We start from the raw sequence: 17665 nt of genomic DNA, 5'->3' as shown, positions 1-17665 counted from the left end.
CGGTCAGCCTTTCGATTTGCGGAATGGCAGGGTGAGGAGGAAGAATGCGAGTTTTGGCGTCATCAGCTTGAGGAAGTTCTTCGCCTCCTCCGGCGTCAGCGTGGCCGTCATCGGCATGGTGCCATAGACCTTGCCTTTCAGGACAAGGTCGTTGCCCTTCCGCTCTATCTTCGAAACCTGCATCAGTTCGGACTTGTCGGCGGCGTGGATTTTCATGCGACGCGCACTTCGTCGAAATCGATGCCGAGGTCGTCTGCCGCCACCATCGCCGTGGCACGCCCTGCGCCGAACACACCGCCGCCAGGATGCTGGAACGGGCCGACAAGGTAGAGACGGTCCACGCCCGGCACGCGATATTGCCCAAGGTCAGGCGTGGGGCGATGGCTGCCGGATTGGTAGGTGGTGGTGGCAATGCCGTGCAGGTCGCCGCGATAGAAGCTGGGGCTGGTCCGCTCCATATCGACAGGGCTGTCGCAGTGATAGTCCAGCAAAACATCGGGCACATTCTCGATATATTTGCCCATCTGCGCGATCATCTTTTCCGCGAACTCGCCCTTCGCCTCGTCCCAGCTGCGGCCATCCTCGCGGGTGTAGGGCACGTAGTCCCAGGCGTGGAAGATCGCCTTGTCATCGGGAGCGCGCGTTGGATCATGCTGCGTCAGTTGGCCCACGCCCACCAGCGGGGTGGGGCTCATATTGCCATAGCGCAGCTCGTCAAAAGCGCGGCGCATCTCCTCATATCCTGCGGGCATAAGCTCGTACATGACTGCAGACAGGTCCTGCCCGTCATGCGTCTTCGCCTTGAACTTCAGCGGTGCATCCAGCGCGGCGTGTACGGTGAAGCAGGCGGCATCGGTAATGTGGGTGCGCTTGGCGCGGTGGCCTACGTCTGTCGGCAGACCGTCCACCATGTCGGGCAGGATATGCGGGTGCAGCGCGCCGATAATACAATCGCCCGCCGTCAGTCGCTCGCCATCGTCCAGCACCACGCCGCTGGCGCGGCCGCCTTCGCTGGTAACCTCGCGCACGCTGGCGCTGGCACGCACGCTGCCGCCGTGATCGTCGATACAGGCGATCAGTGCGTTGGTGAGACTGCCCGATCCGCCCACGGGCACGCCGAAGCCGTATTTCTCCAGAAACGCCAGGAAGACATAGGCACCGATGCCAGTGGCCTTTTCGTCGGGAGAGACGAGGTTTTCGCCCGCCACGCGGCCAAAATGCGCGCGCACCTTTTCATGCTCGAACAGCTCTTCCATCAGGTCGAAGGTGGAGACCTGCGTCGTGCGCCACATCTCGCGGCCTTCGGGGGACTGGTCCATCATCGCGGCCTGCGCGCCCTGCGGCATGGGCGGGGAATAGAGGCCCGCCTGGATCATCGGCAGCCATTCTGCGGCCTGTCGGCTCATTTCGAGGAAAGTCTGCGCATCCTTTTCGCTGAAACGCGCGATAGCCGCCGCCGATTTCGCCGCGTCGCGATGCAGCGGCAGGGTGGTGCCGTCTTCCCACACGCTCATCATCGGCACATCGGGGAAGATATATTGCAGGCCGTATTTCGATAGCAGGCCAAGATCGTCATTCGCCAGCAGCGGATTGCCCTGGATGAAGATGTGGCTCATGGCGTGCTGATCGTGAAGAAAGCCGGGCCGCGTCAGTTCGCGCGTCACCACACCGCCGCCGTGCCATTCATTGCGTTCCAGCACCAGCACGCTCTTGCCCGCCACAGCCAGATATGCGCCTGCGACAAGGCCATTGTGCCCCGATCCGATGATGATGATATCTGCGTCTGCCATATGCGGTAAACCTTTATAAACAGGCGGAAAGTGCGATGTCGGAAAGCTTGCCCATGCGTTCGATATTCGGCCCCTGCGCCATTACGCCCGCACTGAGGAAGCTGAACGACAGGTCTGCCTCCGGGTCGACCATGAACATCGTGGATCCGGCGCCATAATTGCCGAAAGTTTCCGGGCTGGAGAGTTGTCCGAACAGGTGCTGGAACACGCCCGTCCCGCGCACCTGGAAGCCGATGCCCTGGTTGGCCGGCGGTACCTCCCACCCAGCGCGCAGGGCCACGCTGCGATAGAGTTCGTTGGGCTTGTCACCCGAATGCACGCGCCGCGCCAGCCGCACCATGCGTGGGGAGAGGATGCGCACCCCGTCCAGTTCGCCCTCGCGCCGCAGCATTTCGGCAAAGCGCCACAGGTCGCCGGTGGTGGATGCGCACCCGACATGCGGTGCTTCCACGTCCGGATCCTCGAACAAAGCATGGTCGCCCTCCAAATTGCGGCTGAGGTGCTTGATCGGCACCGTGCCGCGCATGTCGGGGCGCACATGGCGCTCGTTCAGATCGGCGCGCAGGCCCATGCTGGTGTCGTGCATTTGCAGCGGCTGGAACAGGTCTTCGGCCAGTAGAGTCTGGAAATTTCGACCCTTGGGATCGGTGCGCACCAGCGCGGTGCCCATCAGCACATGATTCACCAGCGGGGAATAATCGCAGCGCTCCCCCGGCGGGGTTGCGCCGTGGACGTTGGCGATGCTTTCCTCGAACAGTTCCTGCAACCGGTCCAGATACATGCCAGGCTTCGGGCTCCACACCCCCGGCATCCCGGCCTGGTGGGTGAGGAGATGGTAGAAGGTCGCATCCTCGCGCGGTTTTCCGGTGAATTCGGGCAACATGTCGCGCACCTTGGTGGTGAGCTGGAAGCGGCCTTCCTCTATCGCCTTCATCATCAGCACATTGGTGAAGGCCTTGGTGACGGAGAACAGCGAGAACACATCGTCGCGCTTCAGCGAACGCTCGCCGCCGTCATAGGCGTGGCCGATAGCCTCGTCGAACACCACTTCGCCGCCGCGCCCGATCTTCACCACCGCACCGAAGTAATCGCCGCGCTTTATGTCCGCCTCGATAACGGCCTTCAATTGATCGAGCCGTTCCTGCCACATTGCCGTCATGCCACTACCCCGCCGCAATGATGCCGCCGTCCACGGCCAGCATCGCTCCATTGATGAAACTCGCCTCGTCGCTCAGCAGATAGGCCGCTGCGCTGGCGACATCCTCGACCGTGCCGTTGCGGCGCAAGGGGATGTACTTCGCCCGCTGCTCATATTGCTCGGGCGTCACGAACCCCTCGGTCGCAGGCGTCGGCACGCTGCCCGGCGCCATCGCGTTCACGCGAATGCCGCGCGGGCCAAGCTCGCCCGCCAGCACCTTCGTCAGCCCCGCGATCCCTGCCTTGATGGTGGTGTAGGCCCCCGTGTTTGGCCGCCCGCGATAGGCGACGGGGGAGGAGTAGTTGAGGATATTGCCGGGCGCGCTGTCGTCCCGGTGGGCAAGGAAGGCCTGCACGCCCCAGAACACGCTTTTGAGGCCAGCGGACAGCATCTGGTCCAGCGTGTCCTCCGTCACCTGCTCGATGGGTTCGTACACCAGCACAGATGCATTGTTGATCACCGCGCGCAGCGGGCCTGCATCCCTCGCGAAATCGGCCGCCACCTGCATGAAGGCAGCGCGGCTGCCGCAATCGGCACCATAAGCGAAGGCCTGCCCGCCAGCCGAACCGATCCCTTGCGCCACCTTCATTGCGGTGTCTCCGTCGATATCGACGATGCCGATAATCGCGCCCTCGCTGGCGAGGCGCTGCGCGATGCCTTCACCCAGCCCGCGCCCGGCGCCGGAGATCAGAATCGGCTGGCCTTCATAACGGGTTGTTGCGGGTGCGGCCATCACTCCATCCCGAACAGTTTGGCGGTGTAGTGCGAATCCATATATTCGCGCATCGCATCGATCTTGCCGTTCGACACTTCGAACACCCAGCAGTAATCATTGTCGTAAGGCTTGCCGTCCGCCGTGCTGCCGGTGGAGTTGCTTTCCACGCATACCCACGGGCCGGTGGAGAACATGTTGTGCACGTGGATCTTGGGATCGCCGGGCGCGAACATGCCGCGCACCGGGGCCAGGAACTTGTCGATGATGTCCATGCCCACATGCTTACCGGAGCCCGCGATGCCCTTCACCTTGGGCTCCCAGACGGAATTTTCGTGATAGAAGCTGCGCAGCTTTTCCAGATCGCCGGAGGACAACACCTCGAAGAAATCCAGCACCAGCTGTTCATTGGCATTCGCGGCTTTTACCATCAGGAAATCCCTCTCATTTCATCGCTTGGCGGCGGAATATCCGGCATCGCGGCGCCCATGTGCAGCGCCACCATCCCGGCGCGCCTGGCAAAGCGCCACACGCCGCCCGGCTCCGACTGGTCGAGCACATATTCATCCTCGAACCCGCCCACATACAGCGCGCCCGCCTCCTGCGGCGGTTGCGTGCTGGCGTGGCTGGAAAGCATGGTGAGATAGCTGGTGCCCTTCGCACGCGTCTCGGTCACCGCTTCCACCAGCACATTGGTGACGATGTGGCGCACCAGTATCGGCGGGCGATTGCGGAACACATTCTCCACCGCCGCGCGGCCATAAAACGGGTATTCGGGCTGAAACGGGCGCGAAAATTCGCAATCGGTGGTGAATAGCTGGGCCAGCGCCCCGGCATCGCCATTGTCGGCATATTTCGCAAACAGGAGCGGCAGCTTGCCGCAGGCGAGCTCTATGGCGAGGCGCTGGCCGGGATCCATTACTCGGCTTCCTCCGTTTCGATCTGGGCGAATGCCTCGTTCGCAATGCGGAAACTGTCCACGGCGGCAGGAATGCCGGCGTAAATGCCCACCTGCAGCAACACCTCGCGGATTTCCTCTTTCGACAGCCCATTGTTCAGCGCGCCGCGAATATGGATCTTCAGCTCGTTCTCGCGCCCCAGCACGGCGATCATGGCGAGGTTGATCAGGCTGCGATCGCGCAGCGGCAGGCCATCGCGGCCCCAGTTCCAGCCCCAGCAATAGGTGGTGACCAATTCCTGCAAAGGCTCGTTGAACGGGCCGCTTTTCGCCAGCGCCTTGTCGACATATTCATCGCCCAGCACCTTGCGGCGAATTTCCATGCCCCGGTCGAACATTTCCTGTCCGGTCATATCGGGTGCAGGCTTGTCATCACTCATCGTCTATCCTTTCAAACAGCCGCGTAAACGGCATCGATCAATCGGCGCGCGCGCGGGCCGTTGTCACCCACGGCGTGCATCTGGTTGCAGCAGTAAGAGAAGCCGAGCTTCGCGTCGGGATCGCCAAAGCCGATCGAACCGCCAAGGCCGTGATGGCCAAAGCTGCGCATGTTCGGCCCCATGTAAACCGCCACCGGCGAATTCAGCAGCACGCTGTTCGCCTGGTGATAAGGACGGTCCTGCAACAGTTCCACCTGGTTGTGCTGTTCTTCGATCATGGCTTCCAGTTGCGCATCGGACAGCAGATCCACCCCGTCCACCTCGCCCGTGGCCGCGCCATAGATGCGGGCCACGCCGCGGGCATTGCCGTGGCCCGATCCACTGGCGATTTCCACCTCGCGCCAGCGGGCGGAATTCATCGTGTCGTACCACGGCTCCTTCGCGTTCTGCAGAAAGGCAAAGCTGCGCAGAACCGCGCCATCCTGCCACCCTTCGGGCGTGGTGGGCTTATCCGGCATGGCCTGATCCTTTGCCGCGAACAGGCGGGCCTTGGTGTTGGGCAGAACTTCCGCCACGTGCGATTGCTCTTCTGCGTCCATCCCGCCGATGTAATATTCCGCGCCCAGCGGGCCGGTAACATTCTGGCGCAGGAAGGGGCCAACGGTCATGCCCGTGACCCGGCGCATGATCTCACCCAGCAGGAAGCCTTGGTTATGCACGTGGTAGGCCGCCACGGTGCCCGGCTGCCACAGCGGCTCCTGCACCTCCAGCGCGCGGATGTAATTGTCGTAATCCAGCAGGCCGCCGGGATACATCACATCGTTGGTGAGCACGGGGATCGCGGCCGTGTGATCCAGGATCATCCGTACGGTGATCGCCTCTTTCCCGGCAGCCGCAAATTCCGGCCAGTATGTCGCCACCGGTTCATCGAAATCGACAAGGCCGCGATCGGCCAGCATGTTGAAGGCGATGCCGGTCACGCCCTTGGCAACGCTCATCATGCAGACGGTGGAGTGCTTGTCCCAATGGGCGGAATGATCCGCCCGCGCATATCCGCCCCACAGGTCCACCACGGTTTGCCCGTCGATCACCACGCTGCAGGCGGCGCCCAGCTCCTCTTCTTCCCTGAAGTTGGTGGCAAAGGCCTCGGCAACGCCTTCGAAGCCTGCGGCAACATGGCCGTGCAGCGGGAATGTTGCACCGCGTGCGGTTACGTCCTGCGCGAAATCGATCTGCGCCAAGCTTCGCTCTCCCTATGTCCGGTCTTTTTAGACTCTAACGATCGTTAGCGTAAGCGAGGCAGTGCCCCGCCGACAAGCGGCTTCTCCGGTTCAGTCGAAATAAGCGATGGTGCGCAGCTCCATGCTGGAGCGCGGGGGCGCATCATCGGACACATCGGGCGGCGTAAAGCTGGTGTGGGCGGTGAACTGCACCGCTTGCGGATCTGTATCGAACAGCTTGAACACCATCATCTCTTCCGGTCGCTGCTGCGGCAGCCAGCACCAGCGATGATCGGGCCGATAGGCAAGGTTGAAACCCCAGAGCGAGAAATCCACCCCGCCGAGACCGCCCACGATCTCGCTGGGAAACAGATCCTCGCGCCGCACCGTGCTGGCATCGCACAGCGTGAAGGGCGCGCTTTCCACCGTGGCAAGCGGGCGCCAGAGGTTGAACAGCATGTGCCGCTTCGCCAGCCGCTCCTCCGCCTCATCGGCAGGAAGGATCTGGCGCGTGTAATCGGCCACGGTCTTTGCGCCATAATCCACATGTGCGCCTACGGCGGGCTGGTTGTGCCCGTGGGTGCCGGTGGAACTGGTGCGGCGAATTCCTCCGAAGCTGACGACCTTTGATGCGCCGGTCAGCCGCTGAACCGTGTCCTCGCAATAACGGCTGTAGGTTTCCAGATTTGCGGGATCATCGAAATCGGTGATCGGTGCGGCTTCGTCCAGCACGACAAAGCCGTTACGATCAAATGCCAGCAGCGGCTTTTCGCTGCGGATATCGTGGATGGTGACGGTGTGCTCTTCGCCCGGCCAGTAACTGCGATCCCTGTCACCTGCGTAGAACGTCGCCTTCTCGCCGCGCACGATATAACGGATATCGGCCTCTACATCGCGAGTGATCGTTTCTGCGTCCGCCTGCATGGGCCTGGCCTCTCCTCCGAATCGCAACAGCAGCATTCTTCAAAGACAGCCCGTCGCAACCCATTCGTTTCAGATGGCGGCCACTGCGTGTTGCTTGATTGCGACAAATTTGTCCCACGTATTTCTTTCCTGCGCAATGGGCTTGATCGTAACGGTCGTGATTGTACAAAGGCGACTGGAGAGGAAATTTTGAGACATGCTGCCCGCGATGCGGACGTGGCATTGTTGCATCGTCCTTTCCAGCAATTCGCAACACCCACCAATAGGGTGAACGAAGCCATAGCATTTGCAGGTCGTTTTCAACGGCTTGCCTTAGGGAGGATGCAATATGAAGTTTAAGAAGCTCAGCGTCGCGTCGTCGCTGGCGATTGCCGCGTGCATTGGCACGCCAGCCTTTGCCCAGGACGAATCGGCAGCGCAGGAAGATTCGCAAACCCGCCAGAACCAGACCAACGTCATCGTGGTGACGGCGGAATTCCGCGAAGCCAATTTGCAGGACACGCCAATCGCCATCACGGCCGTCAATGCCGACATGCTGGAAGCACGCGGCCAGACCGATATCTCGCAGGTCGCCAACCAGGCCCCGAACGTCACGCTGACGCCGCAGCCCCAGAACGGCGGCTCCGGCCTGATCGCCTTTATCCGCGGCGTGGGCCAGGTGGACTTCAACTACGCGCTCGATCCGGGCGTTGGCGTTTATGTCGATGATGTCTTCATCCCGACGCTGTCCGCTTCTCTGCTGGAACTGATGGACCTTGACCGTATCGAAGTCCTGCGCGGCCCGCAGGGTACGCTGGCCGGCAAGAACTCCATCGGTGGTTCGATCAAGCTGTTCAGCGCGCGCCCCAAGGGTGACGGTTCGGGCTACCTGCGTGCCACCTATGGCTCTTTCGATCGCATCGAAATGCGCGGCATGGCCGATTTCGCCGTTACGGAAGATGTGGCCGTGCGCGTGTCGGGCTTCGGTCGCAGCGTGGATGGTTATGTCACGCAGCTCGATTACGGCCTCACCCACCCCGGCTCCAACGTTCCCAGCAACCTTGCGCGTGGACGCGACAATGCGGACCGGATCACCATGGGTGGCAGCTCTACCGCGGCAGGGCGTATCGCGCTGCGGTGGGAGCCGAGCGATCGCTTCGAATGGAACATTTCTGCCGACTACACCTCGACACAGGGTGAAGCAGGGCCGACCGTCCTGATCGCAGCCGGTCAACCAACCGGCGGCGCATTCCCGTTCGATCCGTTCTCCTCCAACCCCGCCACCGATGCCAATGGCAACCCGTGGCTGGTGGGCGTGGACGGCACCAACGTTCCTGTAAACTGCGCCTTCGTGCCTACCGGCCCCTACAGCTGTGATACGCTGAGCGGGGATTACGGCGATCCGGGCTTCATCGCCTACTCCAACTTCCTCGACGCGAAGGAGCCTACACAGCAGGCGCCTTACAAGCCCTATTTCGCCCTGCAGAACCAGGATTTCAGCGGCTGGGGCGTGCACAGCAACATGACCTATGACGTGTCCGACAACATGCAGCTGGTGTGGATTGCTTCGTGGCGTGAATATGAATCCATCTGGGGCCAGGATCAGGATGCGACGCCGGTTCCGGTCGCGCAGCTGGATAACCAGCTGAACCACCGCGCGTGGAGCCATGAAGTGCGCCTCAACTTCGAAGTGGCCGATGGCTTCGTCGAAGGCACGGTGGGCGGCTTCTACCTCGATCAGGATGGTGAATACACGGCGCGCGTGGATCTGAACTACGCCGGGATTGACTTCATCCACGGGCCGGACACCACGCCCAGCACCACCAAGGCCGTGTTCGCCACGGCAACCGTCCGCCCAACGGACATGCTCAGCTTTACCGGCGGCATCCGTTATACGAAGGATAAGAAGACCTACACCTACTTCCGGTCGAACCCGGATGGCACGGTGCCCTTCCGCGAAGCAGACAATTTGTTCATTCCGGGCATCCCGGCGTGTGAGTTCTTCCTTGGCGCGCCAACCGCAGGTCCAACCGGCATCGGCAACACGCCGAACTGCCTGCTGACCGGCCTGTTTGACGTACCGGGTGAATTCAAGGGCGATCGTTGGGACTGGCGCATTGCGGCGGATTACCGCTTCTCCGACCAGTTCCTGACCTATGCTTCCGTTACCACGGGCTTCAAGGGCGGCGGCGTGAACCCGCGTCCGTTCTTCGGCCCATCGGCCGGCGATTGTTCTGCCCTGCCCCCCGGATCGACGGCACCGTGTAACCAGATCAACTCGTTCAATCCGGAAACGATCATCACCTATGAAGTCGGCTTCAAGGCTGACCTTCTGGATCGTACGCTGCGCCTGAACGGTGCCGCGTTCTGGAATGATTACAGTGACATCATCCTGCAGCTGACGGCGTGCCCCGGCTCGCCATGTCTGCAGCCGAACAATGTCGGTTCTGCCGAGGTGAAGGGTTTCGAGCTGGAATTCTCCGCCTATCCGGTGGACGGACTGTCGCTTGACGGCGGTATCGCCTATCTCGACTTCCAGTATACCGACACGGGTACGTCGGGCCTGACGGGTGACGAGATCACGCCGTACACGCCGGAATGGTCTGGGAGCCTTGGCATCCAGTACGATTACGATTTCAGTGGTGGTTCGATGATGGCCCGCCTGGACGGCGCCTATCAGTCCAAGATCTTCACTGAAGCCAACAACTCCATCTGGAGCCGTATCGACAGCCGCTTCCTGGCCAATGCACGCGTGGCCTACACCACGCCTGACGAGGACTGGACGGTCGCGCTGGAAGTGCGGAACCTGCTGGACAAGTATTACTACCTCAGTGTCAGCGACGTGACGGGTTCGCTGGGCGTGGTGACCGGTGTGCCCGGCATGCCGCGTACCTTCGCCGTCTCGGTACAGCGCGACTTCTGATCTGGAGAGAACGACACCCCGATCCGGCCAGCGCCGGGTCGGAGGTTTCTCTCCGCAGTGAATACCAAAACAAAAGGGGCGCGGACTTGATCAAGTCCGCGCCCCTTTTATGTGCAGCCAATGCCGGAAAGGATCAGCTTTCCGGGTTCAGCCTTTCGCGCATTTCCTTGCCCGGTTTGAAATAGGGCACGCGCTTTGCTGGAACATCCACCGATGCACCGGTGCGCGGGTTACGGCCCGTGCGCGCCTCGCGCTCTCTGGTGGAAAATGTGCCGAAGCCGCGCAATTCAACACGGCCCCCTTCGGCAAGACGCTGCGTGATCTCTTCGAAGAAGACATCCACAACCTGTTCGATTTCCTCTGGACGCAGATCAGGATTGTCTGCGCAAAGGGCCTGGAGAAGTTCCGACCGTATCAATTATTTTCCCCCACGGGTTTGGGCATACGAATGGCAGCCCTGTTGCATGGATGCGCAGACCCGAAGCGCGTTGCTGATATCAAACTGCCAGAAAGACGTCCGTTTCGCAATCGCCATGGGCGATAATTGTTAACGGCAAATTCGCCATGCGCAGCGGGGCATAGGGCTGATCAAGCGGGATCAGGCAAGCTTCAGCAAATCGGCCGGTTTCAGGCCAAGGCGATCCATGCGCTTGCGGATTTCCGGCCACTCCTCCTGCAGGAAAAGATCCCGCTCCGCCTGGCGCAAACGATCGGCCGCGCCTTCGCGCACGAACATGCCCACACCGCGCTGCACGCGGATCAGCCCGTCCGACTGGAATTGCTGATAAGCCTTGGCCACCGTCAGCGGATTGGCCCCCTGCTGCGCCGCAAAGGCGCGCACCGATGGCAGCATCTCGCCTTCGGGATAGCTACCGTCGATGATGGCGGCGGCAATCTGCTCTCGCAACCGCAGGTAGACAGGGCGTGTATCGGCCATGGGTGAGTGAGTGCCATAATACAGCGGGTCAGGTCAAGCAGATGGCCAGAAAAATGCATGGCTTAGACGGTTTCAATCGCAACTTGGCTTCACATGAGCAAAACTATCGTTAGGGTGCCCGTTTTTAGCGACGAGTCTGGATAGAGCCGGATCGCGAATCATTTGAGGACGTACGAATGAAAGACATGGCCCTGTGGAACGAGGGCGACTGGATCGTGGCAATCGCGTCAGTCGTTCTTGCGCTTTTCCTGATAGCCGGCGCCTGGGCGGTAACGCGCAAGCAACCCGAAGTCGGCGGCCATCCCAAGGGCCTGTACATCCTCTTTTTCGCCGAGATGTGGGAGCGTTTCTCCTACTACGGCATGCGTGCGCTGCTGATTTTCTACCTCACGCAGCATTGGCTCTATAACGATAGCGCATCCAACATCATCTACGGTGCCTACGTCAGCCTGGTGTATATCACGCCGGTGCTGGGCGGTTGGCTGGCAGACCGCTATCTGGGCCAGCGCAAGGCCGTGCTGTTCGGCGCGGTTCTGCTGACGCTGGGTCACTTCTTCATGGCGTTTGAGGGGACGGGCGGACAGAACGACCCCACGATCAACATCTTCTGGCTGGCGCTCAGCTTCATCATCGTGGGTTCGGGCTTCCTGAAGGCCAATATCTCGGTGATCGTGGGCCAGCTGTATCCGCGCACGGACGTGCGCCGCGATGGTGCCTACACCATCTTCTACATGGGCATTAACGTGGGTGCCGCGATCGGTACGATCATCGCCGGTTACCTGGGCGTTACCATCGGCTGGGCCTACGGCTTCGGCGCTGCGGGTATCGGCATGCTGCTGGGCCTCATCGTCTTCATCCTCGGCAAGCCGCTGCTGCTGGGCCAGGGCGAACCGCCAAAGCCGCTGGCCAAGGGCACGGAATGGACGATGTACGGCATCGGTGCCATCGGCGTTGCCATCATGTGGCTGCTGATCCAGTACCAGTCCGTTGTCGGCGGGCTGATGCTGGTCTGCGGCGTGGCGCTGCTGGCCTATGTCCTGGTCGAAGCGTTCAAGCTGGACAAGCATCCGCGTGAACGCATGTTCGCCATCCTCTTCCTGATCGCCCTGCAGCCCCTGTTCTGGGGCCTGTTCGAGCAGGCCGGCGGTTCGCTGAACCTGTTCACCGATCGCTTCATCGATCTGGGCGGCGTTCCTGCCCCGATTTTCCAGTCGATCAACCCCATCTATATCATCCTGCTGGCACCTGTATTCGCCGGCCTGTGGACTTGGCTTGGCCGCCGCGGGCTGGAGCCTTCCACGCCTGCCAAGTTCGGCCTTGGTCTCGTGCAGCTCGGTTTCGGCTTCCTCGTGCTTGTATGGGGCGCGGCATCGGTTGGGGCGAACGAGCTGATCCCGGTGATCTTCCTGTTCGGTATCTACCTGTTCCACACCACGGGTGAGCTTTGCCTCTCGCCTGTCGGGCTGAGCGCAATGAATCACCTGGCACCGCGGCACCTTGCATCGCTGATCATGGGTGCATGGTTCTTCGCCACGGCTGGCGGCAACTTCGTCGCCGGTATGATCGGCGCCGCTACCGGCGGTGAAGATGGCGAGATGACCCGTGAAGGCACCATGGCAATCTACCAGCAGATCGGCTGGGTCGCGATTGCCGTGGGTATCGTTGTTATCCTGATCGCCCGCTGGGTGAAGAAGCTGATGCATCTCGATACGCTTGCGGATGACGATGTGGGCGACGACCTTGAAGGCCAGTCCGAAGGTCCGGGTGAGCCGCAGGGCGCCGGCATCCATCCCACAACCCGTCCGAAGGGATAAGCGATATGGGTCGTCACTTTAACAAGGGCGGCACCGCCGCCCTGCTGGCCGCAACGGCGCTGGCCATGGCCGGGTGTACCACCGCGGGTGAAGAGCGTCCGGCAACCGGCGCCGCGCCTGTTGCGGGGGAGGAGCCTTACGCCTCCACCTACCAGGCCTATCCCGGCCAGCCCACGGCCATCGTGGGCGCCACCATCTATGATGGGGCAGGCGGCAGGATCGAGAACGGCACCGTGCTGTTTGCCGATGGCAAGGTCGTCGGCATTGGCGATGCGGGCCTTGCCATTCCGGCGGGCTATACCCGCGTGGATGGCACGGGCCGCTTCGTGACGCCCGGCATCATCGATATCCATTCCCACCTCGGCGATTATCCCACCCCCAGCGTGGACGCTCACAGCGACGGTAACGAGGCGACCAGCCCCACAACGCCCGAAGTCTGGGCAGAGCATTCCGTGTGGCCGCAGGACCCCGGCTTCAGCCGCGCGCTGGCCAATGGCGGCATCACCGCCCTGCAGATCCTGCCCGGCTCGGCAAACCTGATGGGTGGCCGCTCCGTCACGCTGAAGAACGTGCCCAGCCGCACGGTGCAGGGCATGAAATTTCCCGGCGCGCCCTATTCCATGAAAATGGCCTGCGGCGAAAATCCAAAGCGTGTCTATGGGGGCAGGGGCCGCGCGCCCTCCACCCGCATGGGCAATTTCGCGGTCAATCGCGAAACCTGGATCGAGGCGCAGGATTACATGGCCGAGGATGATCCCGATCGTGACCTGGCAATGGAAACGCTGTCTGGCGTGCTGTCGGGCGATATCATGATCCAGAACCACTGCTATCGCGCAGACGAGATGGCGCTGGTGATGAGCATGGCTGAAGAATTCGGCTACAAGGTCGCCGCCTTCCACCACGCGGTGGAAAGCTACAAAATCGCCGATATGCTGCGCGATAATGACGTGTGCAGCGCGGTGTGGGCGGACTGGTACGGCTTCAAGATGGAAGCCTACGATGCCATCCCGGAAAACGCCGCCCTGATCCAGAACCAGGGTGCCTGCGTGGTGATCCACTCCGATGACGAGAACGGCATCCAGCGCCTGAATCAGGAAGCGGCAAAGGCGCAGGCCGATGGCCGCCGCATGGGCATAGACATTGCCGATGCCGATGTGATTTCGTGGATCACCCTCAACGCCGCGCGCGCCATGGGCATTGCCGATATGACCGGCAGCCTGGAAGCGGGCAAGATGGCCGACGTGGTGCTGTGGAACGGCGATCCGCTGTCCGTCTATTCACGCCCCGAAATGGTGTGGATCGATGGCGCGATGATGTATGACATGAACGATTCCGCGATGCGCCCGGTCAGCGATTTTGAGCTGGGCCAGCCCGGCGAAGGAGACGTGAAATGAAGCGCCTCCTCACGCTCGCCACCTTTGCCCTCGCGCTGGCTGCAACGCCGGTCGCCGCGCAGGATATCGCCATCACCGGTGCAACCGTCGCTACCGGCGATGGCAGCGATCCGATCACCAACGCCACCGTCGTGGTGCAGAACGGCCGCGTGGTGGCCGCAGGCAGCGGCGTTGCCGTGCCGGCGGGCATGCAGACCGTGGACGGCAGCGGGATGTGGGTGACGCCCGGCATCTTCGCCTCCATCACCAATCTCGGTCTGGTGGATGTGGATGCCGTTGCGCAAAGCAATGATGTGAACGCCAGCGATTCGCCCTTCGGCGCGGCGCTGGACGTATCGCCGGTGATCAATCCCAATGCGCAGGATTTCGCCTACAGCCGCGCTGGCGGGGTGACCCGCGCCAGCGTGATGCCGGGCGCGGGTGCCTCCATCTTCGCAGGCCAAGGCGCTATCGTGGATCTTGGCGCGGATTACGATGCCGTGCGCCATCCGCGCGCCTTCCAGTACGTGGAAATGGGCGAGCGCGGGGCATGGCTGGCAGGCGGCAGCCGAACCTCTGCCCACGCCCTGCTGCGCAATGCCTTGCTGGAAGCCGGATCCTTCGGCGATGCCGCGCAGCTTACCGGCGGACGCAAGACGGACGGCAACAGGCTGGGCCAGACCATCGGCCTCGATGCGCGCTTCACGCCCGATGCCGACCGGTCCAGCGATGTATTGCTGACGCGTTTCGATGCTGCCGCGCTGGTGCCCGTCGTGAATGGCGAACAGAAGCTTTACGTCGGAGTGGAACGCGCCAGTGACATTCTTTCCATCCTTGCCCTGAAGGAAGAATTTCCCGCGCTCGACATGGTTCTGGTGGGCGTGGCCGAAGGCTGGATGGTGGCGGATCGCATCGCTGCCGCCGGGGTGCCGGTAATCTCCGCCGCGCTGCGCGATCTGCCCGTTTCATTCGAGCAACTGGCCGCCACGCAAAGCAATGTGGGCCGCATGCTGGACGCGGGCGTTACCGTGGCCATCGGCGGCTATGACAGCAGCGGAGATCATCCGCGAGGATTGCCGCAGATGGCGGGCAACATGGTTGCGCTGAACCGCGTGCCCGGCGCCACCGGCATGAGCTGGGGCGAAGCTTTCGCCGCGATCACATCCGTGCCCGCCGCCATTGCTGGCCTGGAAGGCCGCGTGGGCGTTCTGGCGCAGGGCGCGCATGGCGATATCGTGGTGTGGGATGGCGATCCGCTGGAAACCAGCTCCGCCCCCGTACGCGTGTTTATCGACGGGGTGGAACAGCCGCTTGTCAATCACCAGACGCGCCTTCGCGACCGCTACAGGTCGCTGGATGAAAGCAAGTTACCGCGCGCCTACGAGCGATAAGCTCAAGGCGCTGGACAGGGGGAAAGGGCGGGATCTGCGGGTTCCGCCCTTTTGCTGTTCAGACTTCTGTTCTCAAGAGCGATTGAGGCCGAGCCTCAGGCTCTGGCCTCTTCGACACCTGCCGAATTGTGCCGCAGTGCGCTGAGCACCCGGTCCACGATTTGCGGTGCGTTCAGTCCGGCCTCGTCATATTGCTTTGCCGGATCGTCATGATCCTGGAACATGTCAGGCAGGCGCATGGTGCGGATTTTCAGCCCGCCGTCGGTCAAACCCTCGTCGCTCGCCATGGTCAGCACATGCGCGCCCAGCCCGCCGATGGAGGCTTCTTCCACCGTCACCAGCACATCATGCGTGGCGGCCAGCTTGCGAATCATTTCTTCGTCCAGCGGCTTGGCAAAGCGCATGTCGGCAACCGTGGTGGCAAGGCCCTTTGCCTCCAGCTGGTCAGCCGCCTTGCGCGCCTCTTCCAGTCGCGCGCCCAGAGACAGGATGGCGACCTTGCCGCCGGACTCGTCTCCGCGCACGATGCGGCCCTTGCCGATTTCCAGCTTCTGCGGGATTTCGGGCAGATCCACACCCACGCCATTCCCGCGCGGATAGCGGAAGGCGATGGGCCCTTCGTCATACTCGGCAGCGGTATAGGTCATATGCACCAGTTCCGCCTCGTCAGCGGCGGCCATCACCACAAAATTGGGCAGGCTGGCGAGATATGTCACATCGAAGCTGCCTGCATGGGTCGCACCATCGGCACCAACAAGGCCGGCGCGATCTATGGCAAAGCGAACCGGCAGGTTCTGGATCGCCACGTCATGCACCACCTGATCATAGGCGCGCTGCAGGAATGTGGAATAGATCGCCGCGAACGGACGCATCCCCTGAGCGGCAAGCCCGGCAGCAAAGGTGACGCCATGCTGTTCTGCAATGCCGACGTCGAAGGCGCGATCAGGATGCGCCTTGGCAAACTTGTCCACCCCGGTGCCGCTGGGCATTGCCGCGGTGATGGCGCAGATGCGATCATCGGTTTCGGCAAGCTTTGCCAATGTTTCGCCAAACACGTTCTGATAGGCCGGCGGCCCAGCCTTGGACTTTGCTTTCTCGCCGGTCACCACGTCGAACTTGGGCACGCCGTGATACTTGTCGGCGCTGTCTTCTGCGGGCGCATAGCCCTTGCCCTTTGTGGTCACGACATGGACCAGCACGGGGCCCTGATCGGAATCGCGCACGTTCTCCAGCACGGGGATCAGGTGATCCAGATTATGCCCGTCAATCGGGCCGACGTAGTAGAAGCCCAGCTCTTCGAACAGCGTGCCGCCCGTCACCATGCCGCGCGTGTATTCCTCTGCCTTGTGCAGCGAATTGTACACGCGCCGGCCGATCTTGTTGGCCACCTTGGACGCGAGCGAGCGCAGGCCCAGGTATTCGCTGCTGGAGACCATGCGCGCCAGATAGGCGGACAGGCCCCCCACCGGCGGGGCGATGGACATGTCGTTATCGTTCAGGATCACGATCAGGCGATTGCCCGCCTGTTCGGCGTTGTTCATCGCCTCATAGGCCATGCCCGCGCTCATCGCGCCGTCGCCGATCACGGCAATCGCCTTGCCCGGCTTTTTGTTCAGCTTGTTGGCAACGGCGAAGCCAAGGCCTGCCGAGATGGAGGTGGAGCTGTGCGCGGCGCCGAACGGATCGTACTCGCTCTCGCTACGCTTGGTAAAGCCGGACAGCCCGCCCGCCTGGCGCAGGGTGCGGATGCGATCACGCCGCCCGGTCAGGATCTTGTGCGGATAGGCCTGGTGGCCAACATCCCAGATAAGGCGATCTTCGGGCGTGTTGAAAACGTAATGAATGGCGGTGGTCAATTCCACCACGCCAAGGCCGGAACCAAGGTGCCCGCCGGTGGAACCCACGGCGTCGATCATCTCTGTACGAAGCTCATCGGCAAGCTGGCGCAACTGCTCCGGCTTGAGCTTACGGAGGTCAGCTGGCGTGTCGACCGTGTCGAGCAATGGCGTTTGCGGGCGCGTTGTCATAACTTGGGTCTACACGCAGAAATCTGGCCTGTCGATGAA

Annotated in this window: 16 protein-coding genes; 4 read left to right on the top strand and 12 right to left on the bottom strand. The window is 62.2% G+C overall.

All coding sequences use genetic code 11. From position 1 onward, the window contains the following. Positions 1-3: 3 nt before the first annotated feature. From GRF63_RS01060 to GRF63_RS01020, 9 genes are all read right to left on the bottom strand, one after another. Positions 4-216, bottom strand: coding sequence for a hypothetical protein (locus GRF63_RS01060; protein ID WP_160484170.1), 213 nt, complete (start codon positions 214-216; stop codon positions 4-6). After that, a complete protein-coding gene (locus GRF63_RS01055) occupies positions 213-1790 on the bottom strand; it encodes a phytoene desaturase family protein (protein ID WP_160484169.1) in 1578 nt (525 codons plus the stop codon). Before GRF63_RS01055 ends, GRF63_RS01060 begins: the two co-directional genes overlap by 4 nt. Positions 1791-1803: 13 nt before the next feature. Then, entirely contained in the window at positions 1804-2949 is a 1146-nt protein-coding gene (locus GRF63_RS01050) for a serine hydrolase domain-containing protein (protein WP_160484168.1), read from the bottom strand. A 4-nt stretch (positions 2950-2953) separates the two neighbouring features. After that, positions 2954-3721: an SDR family NAD(P)-dependent oxidoreductase gene (locus tag GRF63_RS01045; RefSeq protein ID WP_160484167.1), complete on the bottom strand. Its 768-nt coding sequence runs from the start codon at positions 3719-3721 to the stop codon at positions 2954-2956. Continuing rightward, positions 3721-4131 carry a nuclear transport factor 2 family protein gene (locus GRF63_RS01040; protein ID WP_160484166.1) on the bottom strand — a complete coding sequence of 137 codons (411 nt, stop codon included), beginning with the start codon at positions 4129-4131 and terminating at the stop codon, positions 3721-3723. Before GRF63_RS01040 ends, GRF63_RS01045 begins: the two co-directional genes overlap by 1 nt. Then, on the bottom strand, positions 4131-4619 hold the full coding sequence (locus GRF63_RS01035; protein ID WP_160484165.1) for a nuclear transport factor 2 family protein: 489 nt from the start codon (positions 4617-4619) through the stop codon (positions 4131-4133). Before GRF63_RS01035 ends, GRF63_RS01040 begins: the two co-directional genes overlap by 1 nt. Beyond that, entirely contained in the window at positions 4619-5038 is a 420-nt protein-coding gene (locus GRF63_RS01030) for a carboxymuconolactone decarboxylase family protein (RefSeq protein ID WP_237392245.1), read from the bottom strand. The genes GRF63_RS01035 and GRF63_RS01030 overlap by 1 nt, the downstream gene beginning before the upstream one ends. 11 nt (positions 5039-5049) lie before the next feature. Further along, positions 5050-6279, bottom strand: coding sequence for a serine hydrolase domain-containing protein (locus tag GRF63_RS01025; protein ID WP_160484164.1), 1230 nt, complete (start codon positions 6277-6279; stop codon positions 5050-5052). Positions 6280-6369: 90 nt separating this feature from the next. Beyond that, positions 6370-7182: a CmcJ/NvfI family oxidoreductase gene (locus tag GRF63_RS01020; protein ID WP_160484163.1), complete on the bottom strand. Its 813-nt coding sequence runs from the start codon at positions 7180-7182 to the stop codon at positions 6370-6372. A gap of 328 nt (positions 7183-7510) precedes the next feature. Here GRF63_RS01020 and GRF63_RS01015 point away from each other — a divergent pair, with 328 nt between their 5' ends. Continuing rightward, on the top strand, positions 7511-10084 hold the full coding sequence (locus tag GRF63_RS01015) for a TonB-dependent receptor (RefSeq protein ID WP_160484162.1): 2574 nt from the start codon (positions 7511-7513) through the stop codon (positions 10082-10084). A gap of 133 nt (positions 10085-10217) precedes the next feature. Here GRF63_RS01015 and GRF63_RS01010 read toward each other — a convergent pair whose 3' ends face one another. Then, on the bottom strand, positions 10218-10502 hold the full coding sequence (locus GRF63_RS01010) for an integration host factor subunit beta (protein WP_160484161.1): 285 nt from the start codon (positions 10500-10502) through the stop codon (positions 10218-10220). Between the two features lie 180 nt (positions 10503-10682). After that, the gene (locus GRF63_RS01005; protein WP_160484160.1) at positions 10683-11021 is read right to left on the bottom strand and encodes a GntR family transcriptional regulator; all 339 of its coding nucleotides are present in this window, start codon (positions 11019-11021) and stop codon (positions 10683-10685) included. Positions 11022-11197: 176 nt separating this feature from the next. Here GRF63_RS01005 and GRF63_RS01000 point away from each other — a divergent pair, with 176 nt between their 5' ends. The 3 genes from GRF63_RS01000 to GRF63_RS00990 are packed head-to-tail and all read left to right on the top strand — an operon-like array spanning position 11198 to position 15599. Further along, positions 11198-12835: a peptide MFS transporter gene (locus tag GRF63_RS01000; RefSeq protein ID WP_160484159.1), complete on the top strand. Its 1638-nt coding sequence runs from the start codon at positions 11198-11200 to the stop codon at positions 12833-12835. Between the two features lie 5 nt (positions 12836-12840). Beyond that, complete coding sequence (locus tag GRF63_RS00995) at positions 12841-14229, top strand: amidohydrolase (RefSeq protein ID WP_202131533.1); 1389 nt, start codon at positions 12841-12843, stop codon at positions 14227-14229. Continuing rightward, positions 14226-15599 (top strand): amidohydrolase family protein, encoded by a 1374-nt coding sequence (locus tag GRF63_RS00990; protein WP_160484158.1) that lies wholly within the window; start codon positions 14226-14228, stop codon positions 15597-15599. Before GRF63_RS00995 ends, GRF63_RS00990 begins: the two co-directional genes overlap by 4 nt. Positions 15600-15694: 95 nt before the next feature. Here GRF63_RS00990 and dxs read toward each other — a convergent pair whose 3' ends face one another. After that, entirely contained in the window at positions 15695-17626 is a 1932-nt protein-coding gene (gene dxs / locus GRF63_RS00985; protein ID WP_160484157.1) for a 1-deoxy-D-xylulose-5-phosphate synthase, read from the bottom strand. Positions 17627-17665 lie beyond the last annotated feature (39 nt).

It is taken from the genome of Aurantiacibacter rhizosphaerae (genome assembly GCF_009807005.1).
In the GTDB taxonomy this organism is placed as follows: Bacteria; Pseudomonadota; Alphaproteobacteria; order Sphingomonadales; family Sphingomonadaceae; genus Alteraurantiacibacter; species Alteraurantiacibacter rhizosphaerae.
Note: the sequence above shows the minus strand (reverse complement) of the source record. Positions and strands in the feature narration are given on the sequence as shown.